Here is a 15,946-nt window from a genome sequence, read left to right as displayed (position 1 = left end):
CCGAAGGGCGCTCTCCGGCAGGAGAGCGCCCTTCGTCGTTTCCGCCTCTCAGAGCAGCACCCTGCCGAGCCGCCCGCGGTGGAAGACCAGCGGGTCGTCGCCGGCGGCGTCGTTGGTGGTCAGGTCGATCACCCTGGCGAGGATCAGTTCGTGATCCCCCACCAGGTGGCAGGAGTCGAGCACGCAGTCGATCCACGCGACCGCGCCGGTGATCGCCGGATGGCCGCTCCCGTTCACCGTCCAGCCGACCCCGGAGAACCGGTCGGCCCCCTTCTTCGAGAACGACTGGCACACCCGCTCCTGACCGGCGCTCAGCATGCTGATGGTGAACGCGCCGGCGGCCCGGATGTACGGCCACGTGGTCGAGGTGTGGGCGGCGCAGAAACTCACGATGGGCGGGTCGAGGGAGACGGAGGTGAAGGAGTTCACGGTGAAACCGTGCGGCTCGCCGTCCGCCAGGGCGGCCACCACCACGACGCCCGTCGGGTAGTGACCGAGCGCGCGTCTCAACCGCGCGCTGTCGATCATGACGGCGCCGGCCGGCGGCGCGCTCACCGTGCTTCCCACCGCTGCTTGAGCCGGGCGAGGTGACGCAGGCCGTCGAGGACGGCGTCCGTGTCGGGGACGAAGTCGATGAGGCAGGCCACCTCGTCGACGCCGATCCTCTCCAGCGAGCTCAACAGCGCCATGCCGTCGTCGACGGTGCCGAACAGGCCGCCCGTCTCGAAGTACCGCTCGAAGGAGACCTCCAGGAGGAACTCGATGTCCTCCGGGTCCATCTGGTCCGGGTCGATGCCCGGCATCAGCTCCTCCGCCGCCTTCAGGACCAGGCCGAGCGAACTGCGCAGGTAGTCGGTGAACGGATCGTGCACCACCTCCCGCACCTTGGCGCGGTCCTCGCCGACGAACGTGTGCAACATCAGCGCCACGTGGCCGGTCCCGTTGTGCGCCCTGGCGTGGTGCTCGCGGTATTCGGCGACCTTGCGGACGAGATCGTCGAGGCTCTGGCCGAGCAGGTGGGTGAGGATGCCGACGCCGAGGTCGCCCGCCTGGCGGAACGTCTCCGGGTTGCCCGAGCTGGTGAGCCACGTCGGCAGCTCCGGCTGGACCGGCGCCGGATGGGTGCGCAGCTTGACCGACTCGCCCGCGCCGTCGACCAGCTCCACCTCCTCCTGCCGCCACAGCCGCCGCACCGTGTCGATGGTGTCCATCGTCACCTGGCGGCGGTCGGCGTAGTTCTCGGGCCTCAGCGCGAAGTCGACCACGTGCCAGCCGGGCGCGAACGAGACGCCGGCCCGGCCGCCGGAAAGGTTGTCCACCACCGCCCATTCCTCGGCGATGCGCGCCGGGTGGTGCAGCGGGGCCACGACGCTTCCCGCGCGGATCGCGACGTTCTCCGTCACCGCGGCGACGGCCGCCGCGGTCACCGCAGGATTGGGATAACGGCCGCCGAATTCATGGAAATGCCGCTCGGGTGTCCACACCGCGGAGAAGCCGTTGGTGTCGGCGAACCTGGCCCCTTCGAGCAGCAGCCGGTATTGATCGGATCCGGTCCGGACACCGTCCGCGAAATAGAATAAACCAAAGTCCACCGGTGTCTCCTTACACGCCGCGCTGGTGGGCCCCGGCCGGGCACACCGGCGAGATTTCAGGTTGCCGAGCGGCACCAGTATTCGCGACGCGCGAAGCGTGGGGTAACCCCTATGCCCCACTAGACGTGCTGCTCGCGGCGGGGCACGAACCCTCCCGCGCGGGCAACCCTTATCGCCCCCCTGAAGCGTGGCGACGGCACCGCGTGAAAACTCCGGCCGCTCCCCTGGAAAGCCGAGCTTTCTCCTCGACCGCCGTCCAGGGGATTCCGTAGGGGAATGCAGGCGGATATTAGGGGGCGAATCCCGTAGCTAGGCCGCGGGCCCATGGGCTGGAATGAAACCTGACTGGGGCGGGGCATCCGGGCACGCGCTCGAAGGGCGTGTCCGCTGATATCCCGCTCAAAGGCCGAGAGGATATACGCAACGTGACTCTGACCACAGAACGCGGCTTGGAACCGCCTCTCTCCCTGCGGGAGCGGGTGGCCGAACTCGGCATGATCAAGGATCAGGCGCGCGGCGGGGAAGCTCGGCCGGCCAAGGACCCGCAGCGGGCGAGGGGCAAGCTCACCGTCGACGAGCGGCTCGACCTGCTCTTCGACCCGGGCACCTTCACCGAGATCGAGCCGCTGCGCCGGCACCGCGCCAGCGGCTTCGGCATGGAGGACCGGCGGCCCTACACCGACGGCGTGATCATCGGCTGGGGCAAGGTGCACGGCCGCACCGTCTTCGTCTACGCGCACGACTTCCGCATCTTCGGCGGCTCGCTGGGCGAGGCGCACGCCCAGAAGATCCACAAACTCATGGATCTCGCCACGACGACCGGCGCGCCGCTCGTCAGCCTCAGCGACGGCGCCGGCGCCCGCATCCAGGAGGGCGTGACCGCGCTCGCCGGCTACGGCGGGATCTTCCAGCGCAACGTGCAGGCCTCCGGGGTCATCCCGCAGATCAGCGTGATCCTCGGCCCCTGCGCGGGCGGCGCCACCTACTCCCCGGCGCTCACCGACTTCACCTTCATGGTCAGCGGCATCTCGCAGATGTACATCACCGGCCCCAACGTGGTCGAAGCGGTCACCGGCGAGAAGATCAGCCATGACGAGCTCGGCGGGGCCCAGGTGCACGGCACCGTCTCGGGCGCGGCGGGCTTCGTCTACGACAACGAGGCCGACTGCCTGGAGGAGGTCCGCTACCTCCTCTCCCTCCTGCCCGCCAACAACCGCGAGTCGCCGCCCGCCCTGGCCACCGCCGACCCGGCGGACCGGCGGTGCGAGGCGCTGCTCGACATCGTGCCCTCCGAGCTGACCCGCTCGTACGACATGCGCGAGGTCATCCACGAAGTCACCGACGACGGCGACTTCTTCGAGGTGCACAGCACGTGGGCCACCAACGTCGTCTGCGCCCTGGCCAGGATCGACGGCCAGGTCGTCGGCATCGTGGCCAACCAGCCGGCCTCGCTGGCGGGCGTGCTGGACATCAACGCCTCGGAGAAGGCGGCCCGGTTCGTGCAGTTCTGCGATGGGTTCAGCATCCCCCTGGTCACCCTGGTCGACGTCCCCGGCTTCCTGCCCGGCCGCGACCAGGAGCACGCCGGCATCATCCGGCACGGGGCCAAGCTGCTGTACGCGTACTGCAACGCCACCGTCCCGCGCATCCAGGTCATCCTGCGCAAGGCGTACGGGGGGGCGTACATCGTGATGGACTCCCGCTCCATCGGAGCGGACCTGTCCTTCGCCTGGCCCACGAACGAGATCGCCGTCATGGGCGCCGAGGGCGCCGCGAACGTCGTGTTCCGCAAGGAGATCGCCGCGGCCGACGACCCCGACACGGCCCGCGCCCGGCTGATCAGGGAGTACCGGCAGGAGCTGATGCACCCCTACTACGCCGCGGAGCGCGGACTGGTCGACGACGTGATCGACCCGGCCGAGACCAGGGCGGTGCTGGCGCGGTCGCTGGCCATGCTCCGCGCGAAGACCGCGAAGGTCCCGTACCGCAAGCACGGAAACCTGCCGATGTGATGGGCGGCGACGGGGCGGTGTTCAGGTTCGTACGCGGCGAGCTGGACCAGGAGGAGCTGGCCGCGGTGGTGACGGCACTGCTGCACCGCCTCGCGCCGGGCGCGGAGCAGGGGAACACCCCGCCGCCCAGGCCGGCGACGCGGGCGGACGGCCCGCGCTGGACCGGGGGCGCCTCCTCCCGCCCGCCCGCCTGGGACGAGCCGCACACATTCCAGGCGCCGAACTCCTGGTCGCCAGGGTGAGTGCGGACATCAACGGAAGGAAAACCCAGTGATCACCGAAACCGGAACGTGGGTGCGGCGCTTCTTCTCCGCGCCGGACAGCCGCGAGAGCGCCACGCGCCTGATCTGTTTCCCGCACGCGGGCGGCTCGGCCTCCTATTTCCACCCGGTCGCCAAGCAGCTCACGCCGCGGTTCGACGTCCTGGCGATCCAGTATCCGGGCCGGCAGGAACGCCGCCACGAGCCGTGCATCGACGACATCGGCGAGCTCGCGGACCGCGTCACGGCGGAGATCGTGCCGCTGGCGGACCGGCCGATGGCCTTCTTCGGGCACAGCATGGGCGCCGTGGTCGCGTTCGAGGTGGCCAGAAGGTTGATGGAGCGGAACCTCGCGCCGCGGGTGCTCTTCGCCTCCGGCCGGCGCGCCCCCTCGTGCGTGCGCGTCGAGACCGTGCACAAGGAGGGCGACCAGGCCCTCCTCGCCGAGGTGCGGCGGCTCGGCGGCACCGACGTGCGCATGCTGGCCGACCCCGAGCTGCAGAGCATGATCCTGCCGTCGCTGCGCGGCGACTACACGGCCATCATGACCTACCGCTGTACGCCCGGCGCCAGAATCGACGCCCCGATCGTCGTCCTGACCGGCGACCGTGACCCCCATGTCACCACGGACGAGGCGGCCCGCTGGAAAGAGCACACCAGCGGCGCGTTCGACCTGCACGTCTTCCGCGGCGGTCACTTCTACCTGAACGACCACGCCGCCGCGGTCATGCGGACGATCACCGAGAACATCCCCGCCGCCCAGGCGTAGATCCCCCTTTCGGTAGCACGAAGAGTACGAGGCGAGAATGGCTGCGAACGACACCAAGCTCATCGAGGCCCTGCGTTCCTCCTTGAAGGAGACGGAACGGCTGCGTGCGCAGAACCGTTCTCTCGCCGAGGCGGCGCGCGAGCCGATCGCGATCGTGGGAATGGCCTGCCGTTTCCCCGGCGGGGTGCTCTCACCCGAGGACCTGTGGAACCTGGTGGCCTCCGGCCAGGACGCGATCGGGGAGTTCCCCTCCGACCGCGGCTGGGACCTGGACAAGCTCTACGACCCCGATCCGGACAGTCACGGGACCACGTATGCGCGGCATGGCGGGTTCCTGTACGAGGCGGGGGAGTTCGATCCGGCGTTCTTCGGGATCTCGCCGCGTGAGGCGTTGGCGATGGATCCGCAGCAGCGGTTGTTGCTGGAGGCTTCGTGGGAGGCGATGGAGCGGGCCGGGATCGATCCGGCGGGGTTGCGGGGCAGCAGGACCGGCGTGTTCGCGGGCGTGATGTACCACGACTACGCCCCCGCCACCGTGCCCCAGGAGCTGGAAGGGCTGGTCGGCACCGGCAACTCGGGCAGCATCGCGTCCGGGCGCGTGTCGTACACGTTCGGGTTCGAGGGCCCAGCGGTGACCGTGGACACCGCGTGCTCGTCGTCGCTGGTGTCGCTGCACCTCGCGGTGCAGGCGCTGCGGTCGGGCGAGTGCGAGCTGGCGCTGGCCGGCGGCGTGACGATCATGGCGACGCCCGGGACGTTCGTGGAGTTCTCGCGGCAGCGGGGTCTGTCGCCTGATGGTCGTTGTAAGGCGTTCTCGGCTGGTGCTGATGGCACGGGGTGGGCTGAGGGTGTCGGGATGTTGCTGGTGGAGCGGTTGTCGGATGCGCGGCGGCTCGGTCATCGTGTGCTGGCGGTGGTGCGTGGTTCGGCGATCAATCAGGACGGTGCGAGTAACGGGTTGACGGCGCCGAACGGTCCGTCGCAGCAGCGGGTGATCCGGCAGGCGTTGGCGAATGCGGGGTTGTCGGCGGCTGAGGTGGATGTGGTGGAGGCGCATGGGACGGGGACGTCGCTGGGTGATCCGATCGAGGCTCAGGCGCTGATCGCTGCTTACGGTCAGGATCGGGATCGGCCGTTGTGGTTGGGGTCGTTGAAGTCGAACATCGGTCATGCGCAGGCGGCTGCGGGTGTGGGCGGTGTGATCAAGATGGTGATGGCGCTGCGGCACGGTATGTTGCCGAAGACGCTGCATGTGGACGAGCCGTCGCCGCATGTGGACTGGTCGGCGGGTGCGGTGGAGTTGCTGACCGAGGCCCGCCCGTGGGACGAGCTCGACCGCCCGCGCCGCGCCGCCGTCTCCTCCTTCGGGATCAGCGGCACCAACGCCCACGTGATCATCGAGCAGTGCGACGAGAGCGAGATCACCACGGGCGACGACGGGGCTCTGCCGGTGCTGCCCTGGCTCATCTCGGCCAGGAGCCCCGAGGCGCTGGCCGGGCAGGCCCGGCGGCTCGCCTCGTGGGTCACCGAGCGCCCCGGGACCGACCCGGCCGGGATCGCCTGGACGCTGGCCGGCGGCCGCAGCGTGCTGGAGCACCGCGCGGTCGTCGTGGGCGCCGACCGCTCCGAACTGCTCGCCGGGCTGGAGGCGCTGGCCGAGGACCCCTCCGGCGCGATCTCCGGAAGCGGTTCCGGCGGGAAGGTGGCGCTGCTGTTCGCCGGCCAGGGCAGCCAGCGGCTCGGCATGGGCCGCGAGCTCGCCGAGGCGTTTCCCGTGTTCGGCGCCGAACTGGACGAGATCTGCCGGGTGCTCGATCCGCTGTTGCCGCATCCCGTACGTGAGGTGATGTTCTCCGATCCCGAGGGTGTGTTGAACGAGACGGGGATGACGCAGCCTGCGTTGTTCGCCTTTGAGGTGGCGCTGTATCGGTTGCTGGCTTCTCTGGGTGTGCGGGCGGATGTGTTGGTGGGGCATTCGATCGGGGAGATTGCTGCTGCTCATGTGGCGGGGGTGTTCTCGTTGGAGGATGCCTGCACGTTGGTGGCTGCTCGTGCGCGGTTGATGCAGGCGTTGCCTTCTGGTGGGGCGATGCTGGCGGTTGCTGCCCCGGAGGTCGATGTCCTGCCGTTGCTGGCTGGTCGTGAGGACCGGGTGGGGATCGCGGCGGTGAACGGTCCGGCTGCGGTGGTGGTGTCCGGTGACGAGGCGGCGATCGCGGAGATCGAGGGCCAGGCGCTGGTGCGGACGCGCCGGTTGCGGGTGTCGCATGCGTTCCATTCGCCGTTGATGGAGCCGATGCTGGCCGAGTTCGCGGAGGCGATCAGCGGGATCGGCTTCCACGAGCCGGTGATTCCGGTCGTCTCGAACGTGACGGGTCGTCTGGCCGAGCCCGGCCAGCTGACCGACCCCTCGTACTGGGTCGAGCACGTACGTGGTGCGGTGCGGTTCGCCGACGGCGTCGCCGCCGCCCGTACGGCAGGCGCCAAGGTCTGGATCGAGGTCGGCCCCGACACCACGCTGACCGCGCTGGCCCAGCAGAGCGCCGAGGACGGCGTCTTCGTCCCGAGCACGCGCAAGGACCGCGCAGAGCCGCTCGCGTTCGTGCAGGCCCTGGGCCATCTGCACGTGCGCGGCGTGGCCGTCGACTGGGAGGCGTTCTTCGCCCCCGCCCGCCCGTCGCTCGTGGACCTGCCCACCTACGCCTTCCAGCACCAGCGGTACTGGATCTCCGCGCGCGCCGGCGCCGGCGACATGGCCGGGGCGGGGCTCGCGGCCTTCGACCATCCCCTGCTGAGCGCGGTGACCGAAGTGGCCGGCGGCGAGTCGGTCATCTTCAGCGGCCGCCTGTCCGTGGCCACCCAGCCGTGGCTGGCCGACCACGCCGTCAACGGCACGATCCTGCTCCCTGGGACGGCGTTCCTGGAGCTGGCGCTGCAGGCCGGCCAGGAAGTGGGCAGCCCGCTCGTCAAGGAGCTCACCCTGCAGGCGCCGCTGCTGCTGCCCCCCGGCGGCGGGCGCCAGGTGCAGGTGGTCGTCGGCGCCACCGACGCCTCCGGCGCGCGGTCGATCGCCATCCACTCCCGTGCCGACGGCGACACCGCCGGCACGTGGACCCGGCACGCCGACGGCGCGCTGTCCGCCGCCGCGACCGCGCCCGCCGACGGCCTCGAGCAGTGGCCGCCGGCCGGCGCCGACGCGGTCGACGTGTCCGGCGCCTACGAGCTGCTGCTCGGCATGGGGTACGAGTACGGGCCCGTCTTCCAGGGGCTGCAGGCCGCCTGGCGGCGGGACCAGGACGTGTTCGCCGAGGTCGAGCTGCCCGAGCAGGCGCACGCCGACGCGGCCAGGTCGGGGCTGCACCCCGCACTCCTCGACGCCGCGATGCACGCCCAGCTGATCGCCGGGGACGGGCAGACCGTGCTCCCGTTCTCCTGGGCCGGAGCGCGGCTGCACGCGGCCGGCGCGAGCAGCGTACGGGTGCGGATCTCCCGCCTCCGCGAAACCTCCATCGCCCTGACCATCGCCGACGCCGACGGCGCGCCGGTGTTGTCGGTCGAGTCGCTCGCCGTCCGCCCGGTCTCGGCGGAACAGCTCACCGCCGCGGGCAACGACCACGCCGAGTCGCTGTTCCGGGTGGAGTGGACGCCCGTCTCCGCCCCCGACACCGCCGAGCTGCCCGAGCTGCCCGAGCTGGCGTCGGTCGCCGAGGACGCCGCCGTGCCGGACGCGGTCACGTACGTGGTGACCCCGCCGGAGGCGGAGGTCCTCGACGCCGTCCACGAGACCCTCGCCGACGTGCTGAGCGCGGTGCAGGAATGGCTGGCCGACGAGCGGTTCGCGTCGTCGCGGCTGGTGGTGGTGACGCGGGGTGGGGTGGCCGTTGGCGACGGCGATCGGGTTGACGTGTTGGCGGCCCCGGTGTGGGGGCTGGTACGGGCGGCCGAGGCGGAGAACCCGGGCCGGTTCGTGCTGGTGGACGTGGACGGCAGCGCCGAGTCGTGGGACACGCTGGCCGGGGTGGCGGCCTCCGGAGAGCCGGAGGCCGCGGTCCGCGGTGGCCAGATCAGGGCTCCGCGGCTGGTGAGGGCCGGAACGTCGGCCGGCGAGCCGGTGTTCGGGCCCGAGGGGACCGTCCTGGTGACCGGCGGGACCGGTGGGCTGGGCGCGCTGGTGGCCCGCCACCTGGTGGCCGAGCACGGCGTTCGGAACCTGCTGCTGGTCAGCCGGCGCGGCCCCGAGGCGCCCGGCGCCACCGAGCTGGTGGCGGAGCTGTCGGAGCTGGGCGCCGAGGTGGACGTGGCGGCCTGCGACGTGGCCGACCGTGACGCGCTCGCCACGGTGATCGCGTCCATCCCCGAGGAGCGCGCGCTGCGCGGCGTGGTCCACGCGGCGGGCGTCAGTGACAACGGGCTGGTGGGGTCGCTGTCGGCCGAACGGCTGCACCGGGTGCTGGGACCGAAGGCCGACGCGGCCTGGCACCTGCACGAGCTCACCCGTGACCTGGACCTGTCGGCGTTCGTGCTGTTCTCGTCCGCGGGCGGTTCCGTCCTGGCGGCAGGACAGGCCAACTACGCCGCCGCGAACGTGTTCCTCGACGCCCTCGCGGCGCACCGGCGGTCGTCGGGGCTGGTCGCCACGTCACTGGCGTACGGGCTGTGGGAGACCGACGCGGGCATGAGCGGCTCGCTGAGCGAGGCCGACTTCGGACGGATGCGGCGCCAGGGCCTGCCGGCGTTGACCGTGGACGAAGGGCTGGCGCTGTTCGACGCCGGAGCGGGCTCGGATGCGGCGGCGCTGGTTCCGCTGCGCATCGACACGAGCGCGCTGGCTGGCCGCGGCTCCCGCCTTCCCGCGCTGCTGCGCGGCCTGGTACGCGGGTCGGTACGGCAGGTGGCCCGCTCGACCGGATCGAAGCTGGCCCGCCGGCTCGCCGGGCTGGAGGGCGCGGAACGCGGCAGGATGTTGCTGCTGGAACTCGTCCGCAAGGAAGCGGCCAAGGTGCTGGGCCACGCCTCGGCGGACGCGGTGCAGCCCGACCGCGCCTTCCAGGAGCTCGGCTTCGACTCCCTGACGGCCGTCGAGTTCCGCAACCAGCTCACGGCCGCCATCGGCGTGCCGCTCCCGGCCACGCTCATCTTCGACTACCCGACCGCTGAGGCCATCGCCGACCACCTGGCCAACCAGATGGCTGGCGGGCAGGCCGCCCAGGCCGCCGTGACCGCCACGAAGGTGGTCGACGAGCCGATCGCGATCGTGGGGATGGCGTGCCGCTATCCGGGTGGTGTGCTGTCGCCGGAGGATCTGTGGGAGCTGGTGGCGCAGGCCCGCGACGGGGTGGGGGAGTTCCCCTCCGACCGTGGCTGGGACCTGGACAAGCTCTACGACCCCGACCCCGACAGCCGCGGCACCTCGTACGCGCGGCACGGCGGGTTCCTCTACGACGCCGCCCAGTTCGATCCGGGGTTTTTCGGGATCTCGCCGCGTGAGGCGCTCGCCATGGATCCGCAGCAGCGGTTGTTGCTGGAGGCGTCGTGGGAGGCGGTTGAGCGGGCGGGGATTGATCCGGTGGGGTTGCGGGGGAGTCGGACGGGTGTGTTCGCGGGGGTGATGTATCACGACTATGGGTTGGGGACGCCGGCGAATACCAGTGGTGGGAGTTTGGTGTCGGGCCGGGTGTCGTACACGTTGGGGTTGGAGGGCCCGGCGGTGACGGTGGATACGGCGTGTTCGTCGTCGTTGGTGGCGTTGCATTGGGCGGCGCAGGCGTTGCGGTCGGGTGAGTGTGATCTGGCGTTGGCCGGTGGTGTGACGGTGATGTCGACGCCGGGGATGTTCATCGAGTTTTCGCGGCAGCGGGGGTTGGCTGCGGATGGGCGGTGTAAGGCGTTTTCGGCTGGTGCTGATGGCACGGGGTGGGGTGAGGGCGTTGGTGTGTTGCTGGTGGAGCGGTTGTCGGATGCTCGCCGTAACGGTCATCGGGTGCTGGCGGTGGTGCGGGGGAGTGCGGTCAATCAGGATGGTGCGAGTAACGGGATCACGGCTCCGAATGGTCCGTCGCAGCAGCGGGTGATCCGGCAGGCTTTGGCGAATGCGGGTCTGTCGGTCGCCGACGTGGACGCGGTGGAGGCGCACGGCACCGGCACGACCCTGGGCGACCCGATCGAGGCCCAGGCACTGCTGGCGACCTATGGCCAGGAACGGCCCGATGACCGGCCCGTGTGGCTCGGGTCGCTGAAGTCCAATATCGGTCACACGCAGGCCGCCTCAGGCGTGGGCGGTGTGATCAAGATGGTGATGGCGCTGCGCAACGGCATGCTGCCCCAGACCTTGCACGCCGACGAGCCTTCTCCGCATGTGGACTGGTCGGCGGGTGCGGTGAAGCTGTTGACGGAGCCGCAGCCGTGGCAGGAGAACGGGCATGCTCGCCGGGCCGCGGTGTCGTCGTTCGGGATCAGTGGCACGAACGCTCACGTGATCATCGAGCAGGGCCCGGTCGCGGAGCCGGAGCCTGAGCCGGTGGAACAGGCGCCGGTGGTGCCGTGGCTGGTGTCGGCGAAGGATGTGCGGGCGTTGCGGGCGCAGGCCGGTCGGCTCGCGTCGTGGGTGGAGTCGCGGTCGTCGGTGGCGGTGTCGGATGTGGCGTGGTCGTTGGCGACGGGCCGGGCGGTGCTGGAGCAGCGTGCGGTGGTGGTGGGTGGCGATCGGGATGAGTTGGTGGCGGGGTTGCGGGCGCTGGCTGACGATCCCTCTGCTGCGATCTCGGGTAGCGGTTCTGGCGGGAAGCTGGCGTTGTTGTTCGCGGGTCAGGGTAGCCAGCGGGTCGGGATGGGGGCTTCCCTCATCGAGGCGTTCCCGGTGTTCGCGGAGGCGCTGGAGGAGATCTGCGCCCGGTTTGAGCCGTTGTTGCCGCATTCGCTGCGTGAGGTGATGTTCGCCGACCCGGACGGTGTGCTCAACGAAACCGGGATGACGCAGCCTGCGTTGTTCGCCTTTGAGGTGGCGCTGTACAGGTTGCTGGCTTCGTTGGGTGTGCGGGCGGATGTGTTGGTGGGGCATTCGATCGGGGAGATTGCTGCTGCTCATGTGGCGGGGGTGTTCTCGTTGGAGGATGCCTGCACGTTGGTGGCTGCTCGTGCGCGGTTGATGCAGGCGTTGCCTTCTGGTGGGGCGATGCTGGCGGTGGCTGCCCCGGAGGTCGATGTCCTGCCGTTGCTGGCTGGTCGTGAGGACCGGGTGGGGATCGCGGCGGTGAACGGTCCGGCTGCGGTGGTGGTGTCCGGTGACGAATCCGCGATCGCGGAGATCGAGAGCCGCGCGCAGGTCCGCACCCGCCGGTTGCGGGTGTCGCATGCGTTCCATTCGCCGTTGATGGAGCCGATGCTGGCCGAGTTCGCGGAGGCGATCAGCGGGATCGGCTTCCACGAGCCGGCGATTGCGGTCGTTTCGAACGTGACGGGTCGCCTGGCCGAGCCCGGCCAGCTGACCGACCCCTCGTACTGGGTCGAGCACGTACGTGGTGCGGTGCGGTTCGCGGATGGGGTGACGGCTTGCGGGGCGGCCCATTTCTTGGAGGTGGGTCCGGATGGGGTGCTGACGGGGTTGGCGCAGCAGAGCGTGGATGCGGTGTTCGTGCCGGCTGTGCGTAAGGACCGGGATGAGGTCCGGGCGCTGGTCGAGGCTTTGGGGCGGCTGCACGTCGAGGGCGTCCCTGTGGACTGGACGGCGGTGTTGAGGCCGGGCCGGCTGGTCGATCTGCCGACGTACGCGTTCCAGCATGAGCGGTTCTGGGTGCCGGCGGCTCTGGAGTCGCAGGATGTGGGCGCGGCCGGATTGGGCGCCATCGACCATCCCATGCTTCGTGCCGCCATTTCCGCACCGGACTCCGACACCCATACCTTCACGGGCCGGTTGTCGCTCGATGGGCAGTCGTGGCTGGTTGATCATCAGGTGGATGGCCGGGTGGTGGTGCCGGGGGCGGCGCTGGTGGAGCTGGCGTTGCGTGCGGGTCTGGAGCTGGGGTGTGCGCGGCTGGTCGAGTTGACGATGCAGGCGCCGTTGGTGGTGGCGGCCGGAGCCGGGGTGGATGTCCAGCTGGTGGCCGGTCCGTGTGATGACGCTGGTGGCCGCCCGGTGGGGTTGTACTCGCGTGAGGGTCAGGCGGAGTGGACGCTGCACGCGCAGGGGTTGCTGGCCGAGGAGGGCGAGCAGCCGGTCGGGGTTGCGGGGCAGTGGCCGCCGGCCGGTGCCCGGCCGATCGATGTCGAGCACCTGTATGACGACATGGCGGCGATCGGTCTGGAGTACGGGCCGCTGTTCCAGGGTTTGGTGGCTGCCTGGCAGGACGGGGACGCGGTGTTCGCCGAGATCGCCCTGCCCGAGCAGGGGCACGCCGATGCGGGACGGTTCGGGTTGCACCCGGCGTTGCTGGACGCGTCGCTGCACGCCGCGGCGTTGGGTGATCTGGTGCCGAGAGCGGAAGGGCGGCCGTATCTGCCGTTCGCCTGGAGCGGCGTGTCGTTGCACGCGGCGGGCGCGACCGGCCTGCGGGTCAAGGTCACCCGCGGCTCCTCCGAGACCAGCATCAGGTTGAGCATCGCGGACGAGACCGGCGCCCCGGTGGCCGAGATCGACGCCCTCACCCTGCGCGCCCTGTCCACCGAACTCACCGCCGGCGCCCTGGACACTCTCTACCAGGTGACCTGGACGGAGCCTGCCGAGCTCCCCGCCGCCGGAGACGAGGAGTATCCGAGCCTGGCGTCGCTCAGGGACACGGATGCGATGCCCGAGTGGGCGTTCGTGGAATGTCCCGTCACCGAGCCCGGCGACGACATCCCCGCCGCGGTACGGCGTGCCACCGCGCACGCGCTGACTTCCGTCCAGGAATGGCTGGCCGACGAGCGGTTCGCGTCGTCGCGGCTGGTGGTGGTGACGCGGGGTGGGGTGGCCGTTGGCGACGGCGATCGGGTTGACGTGTCGGCGGCCCCGGTGTGGGGGCTGGTACGGGCGGCCGAGGCGGAGAACCCGGGCCGGTTCGTGCTGGTGGACGTGGACGGCAGCGCCGAGTCGTGGGCCGCCGTCGGATCGGTGGTCGCTTCGCGTGAGCCGGAGTCCGCGGTCCGGGACGGCCGGGTGCTGGTGCCGAGACTGAGCCGGGTCAGGGGCCTGGAGCAGCGCGAGCCGGTGTTCGGCCCCGACGGCACCGTGCTGGTGACCGGCGGGACCGGTGGGCTGGGCGCGTTGGTGGCCCGCCACCTGGTCACCGAGCACGACGTACGGCACCTGCTGCTGGTCAGCCGGCGCGGCCCCGAGGCGCCCGGCGCGGCCGAATTGGTGACCGAGCTCTCGGAGCTGGGCGCCGAGGTGGACGTGGCCGCGTGCGACGTGGTCGACCGTGACGCGCTCGCCGCGCTGATCGCCTCCATCCCCGAGGAGCGCGCGCTGCGCGGCGTGGTGCACGCCGCAGGCGTGGGCGACAACGGGCTGGTGGGGTCGCTGTCGGTGGAGCGCCTTGACGGGGTGCTGGGGCCGAAGGTGGACGCGGCGTGGCACCTGCACGAGCTGACCCGTGACCTGGACCTGTCGGCGTTCGTGCTGTTCTCGTCCGCGGGCGGTTCCGTCCTGGCGGCAGGACAGGCCTACTATGCGGCGGCGAACGTGTTCCTCGACGCCCTCGCGGTGCACCGGCGGTCGTCGGGGTTGGTGGCGACGTCGCTGGCGTTCGGGCTGTGGGACACCGACACCGGGCTGAGCGCCTGGCTGCGCGAGGCCGACTTCGAGCGGATGCGGCGCCAGGGCCTGCCGGCGCTGACGGTGGACGAGGCGCTGGCGTCGTTCGATGCGGGGTCGGGTTCGGACGCGGCGGCGCTGGTGCCGCTGCGGGTCGATGCCGCGGCGCTGCGCGGCCGGGGTACGGAGCTTCCCGCGCTGCTCCGCGGCCTGGTGCGCGGATCGGCACGCCAGGTGGCCCGCGCGGCCGGGTCCGGGCTGGCCCGCCGGCTCGCCGGGCTGGAGGCGGCCGAGCGCGGCAAGGTGCTGCTGGAGCTGGTCCGCCAGGAGGTGGCCAGGGTTCTCGGTCACGCCTCCATGGACGCCGTGGAGCCCGACCGCGCCTTCCAGGAGCTCGGCTTCGACTCCCTCACGGCCGTCGAACTCCGTAACCAGCTCAACTCGGGCACCGGGCTGCGGCTCCCCGCCACGCTCGTCTTCGACTACCCCAACGCGCGAGCCGTCGCCGACTACCTGGAGACGGAGCTCACGGGAGCCGGGGCCGAGGCGACGGTCGTCACCGCGGCCACGACGCCGCTGAACGACGAGCCCATCGCGATCGTCGGCATGGCCTGCCGGTACCCGGGCGGCGTGCTCTCGCCGGAGGACCTCTGGCAGCTGGTGAGCGCCGGTACGGATGCGATCGGCGAGTTCCCCGGGGACCGCGGGTGGGACCTGGACCGGCTGTACCACCCGGACCCCGACAATTCCGGCACCACGTACACGAAGCAGGGCGGTTTCCTGCACGACGCGGCCGAGTTCGACCCGGCGTTCTTCGGGATCTCGCAGCGTGAGGCCCTGGCCATGGACCCGCAGCAGCGGCTGCTGCTGGAGACGTCGTGGGAGGCGATCGAGCGGGCCGGCATCGACCCCGCGGCGCTGCGCGGCAGCAGGACCGGCGTGTTCGCGGGCGTCATGTACCACGACTACGCGGCCCACCTCACCACCGTGCCCACGGAGCTGGAAGGGCTCATCGCCACCGGGAACTCCGGCAGCGTCGTGTCCGGTCGCCTGTCGTACACCTTCGGGCTCGAAGGCCCTGCGGTGACCGTGGACACCGCCTGCTCCTCCTCTCTCGTCGCCCTGCACTGGGCGGCGCAGGCGTTGCGGTCGGGCGAGTGCGACATGGCACTGGCCGGCGGCGTGACCGTGATGGCCACGCCCGGCACCTTCGTGGAGTTCTCGCGCCAGCGCGGCCTGTCCCCCGACGGCCGGTGCAGGGCGTTCTCCGCCGACGCCGACGGCACCGGCTGGGGCGAGGGCGTCGGCGTACTGCTGGTGGAGCGACTGTCCGACGCGGAACGTAACGGGCACCAGGTGCTCGCCGTGGTGCGGGGCAGTGCGGTGAACCAGGACGGTGCGAGTAATGGTCTGACGGCGCCTAATGGTCCGTCTCAGCAGCGGGTGATTCGGCAGGCGCTGGCGAATTCCGGTCTGTCGGCGGCTGAGGTGGATGTGGTGGAGGCGCATGGCACGGGGACGACGTTGGGTGATCCGATCGAGGCTCAGGCGGTTATCGCGACGTATGGGCAGGATCGTGATGAGCC

Annotated in this window: 6 protein-coding genes; 4 read left to right on the top strand and 2 right to left on the bottom strand. The window is 71.1% G+C overall.

What is annotated here, in order from left to right:
• Nucleotides 1-48: 48 nt before the first annotated feature.
• Together ACTWPV_RS32695 and ACTWPV_RS32690 are read right to left on the bottom strand one after the other, a co-directional pair.
• Complete coding sequence (locus tag ACTWPV_RS32695) at nt 49-555, bottom strand: flavin reductase family protein (protein WP_443154726.1); 507 nt, start codon at nt 553-555, stop codon at nt 49-51.
• A complete protein-coding gene (locus tag ACTWPV_RS32690; protein WP_347645186.1) occupies nt 552-1,592 on the bottom strand; it encodes a MupA/Atu3671 family FMN-dependent luciferase-like monooxygenase in 1,041 nt (346 codons plus the stop codon). The genes ACTWPV_RS32695 and ACTWPV_RS32690 overlap by 4 nt, the downstream gene beginning before the upstream one ends.
• 494 nt (nt 1,593-2,086) lie before the next feature.
• Between ACTWPV_RS32690 and ACTWPV_RS32685 the strand changes: the two genes are divergently transcribed.
• The 4 genes from ACTWPV_RS32685 to ACTWPV_RS32670 form a co-directional block, all read left to right on the top strand.
• Complete coding sequence (locus tag ACTWPV_RS32685) at nt 2,087-3,604, top strand: acyl-CoA carboxylase subunit beta (protein ID WP_443154885.1); 1,518 nt, start codon at nt 2,087-2,089, stop codon at nt 3,602-3,604.
• The gene (locus tag ACTWPV_RS32680; RefSeq protein ID WP_443154884.1) at nt 3,604-3,846 is read left to right on the top strand and encodes an acyl-CoA carboxylase subunit epsilon; all 243 of its coding nucleotides are present in this window, start codon (nt 3,604-3,606) and stop codon (nt 3,844-3,846) included. The genes ACTWPV_RS32685 and ACTWPV_RS32680 overlap by 1 nt, the downstream gene beginning before the upstream one ends.
• Before the next feature lie 28 nt (nt 3,847-3,874).
• Nucleotides 3,875-4,633, top strand: coding sequence for a thioesterase II family protein (locus ACTWPV_RS32675; protein WP_347645182.1), 759 nt, complete (start codon nt 3,875-3,877; stop codon nt 4,631-4,633).
• A gap of 37 nt (nt 4,634-4,670) precedes the next feature.
• Nucleotides 4,671-15,946: SDR family NAD(P)-dependent oxidoreductase (locus ACTWPV_RS32670; RefSeq protein WP_443154725.1), on the top strand; the 11,276-nt coding region annotated here is incomplete at its 3' end.

This window comes from Nonomuraea sp. KM88 (genome assembly GCF_052245635.1).
In the GTDB taxonomy this organism is placed as follows: Bacteria; Actinomycetota; Actinomycetes; order Streptosporangiales; family Streptosporangiaceae; genus Nonomuraea.
The sequence above is the reverse complement of the archived record's forward strand: the minus strand, read 5'-3'. Positions and strand labels throughout refer to the sequence as shown.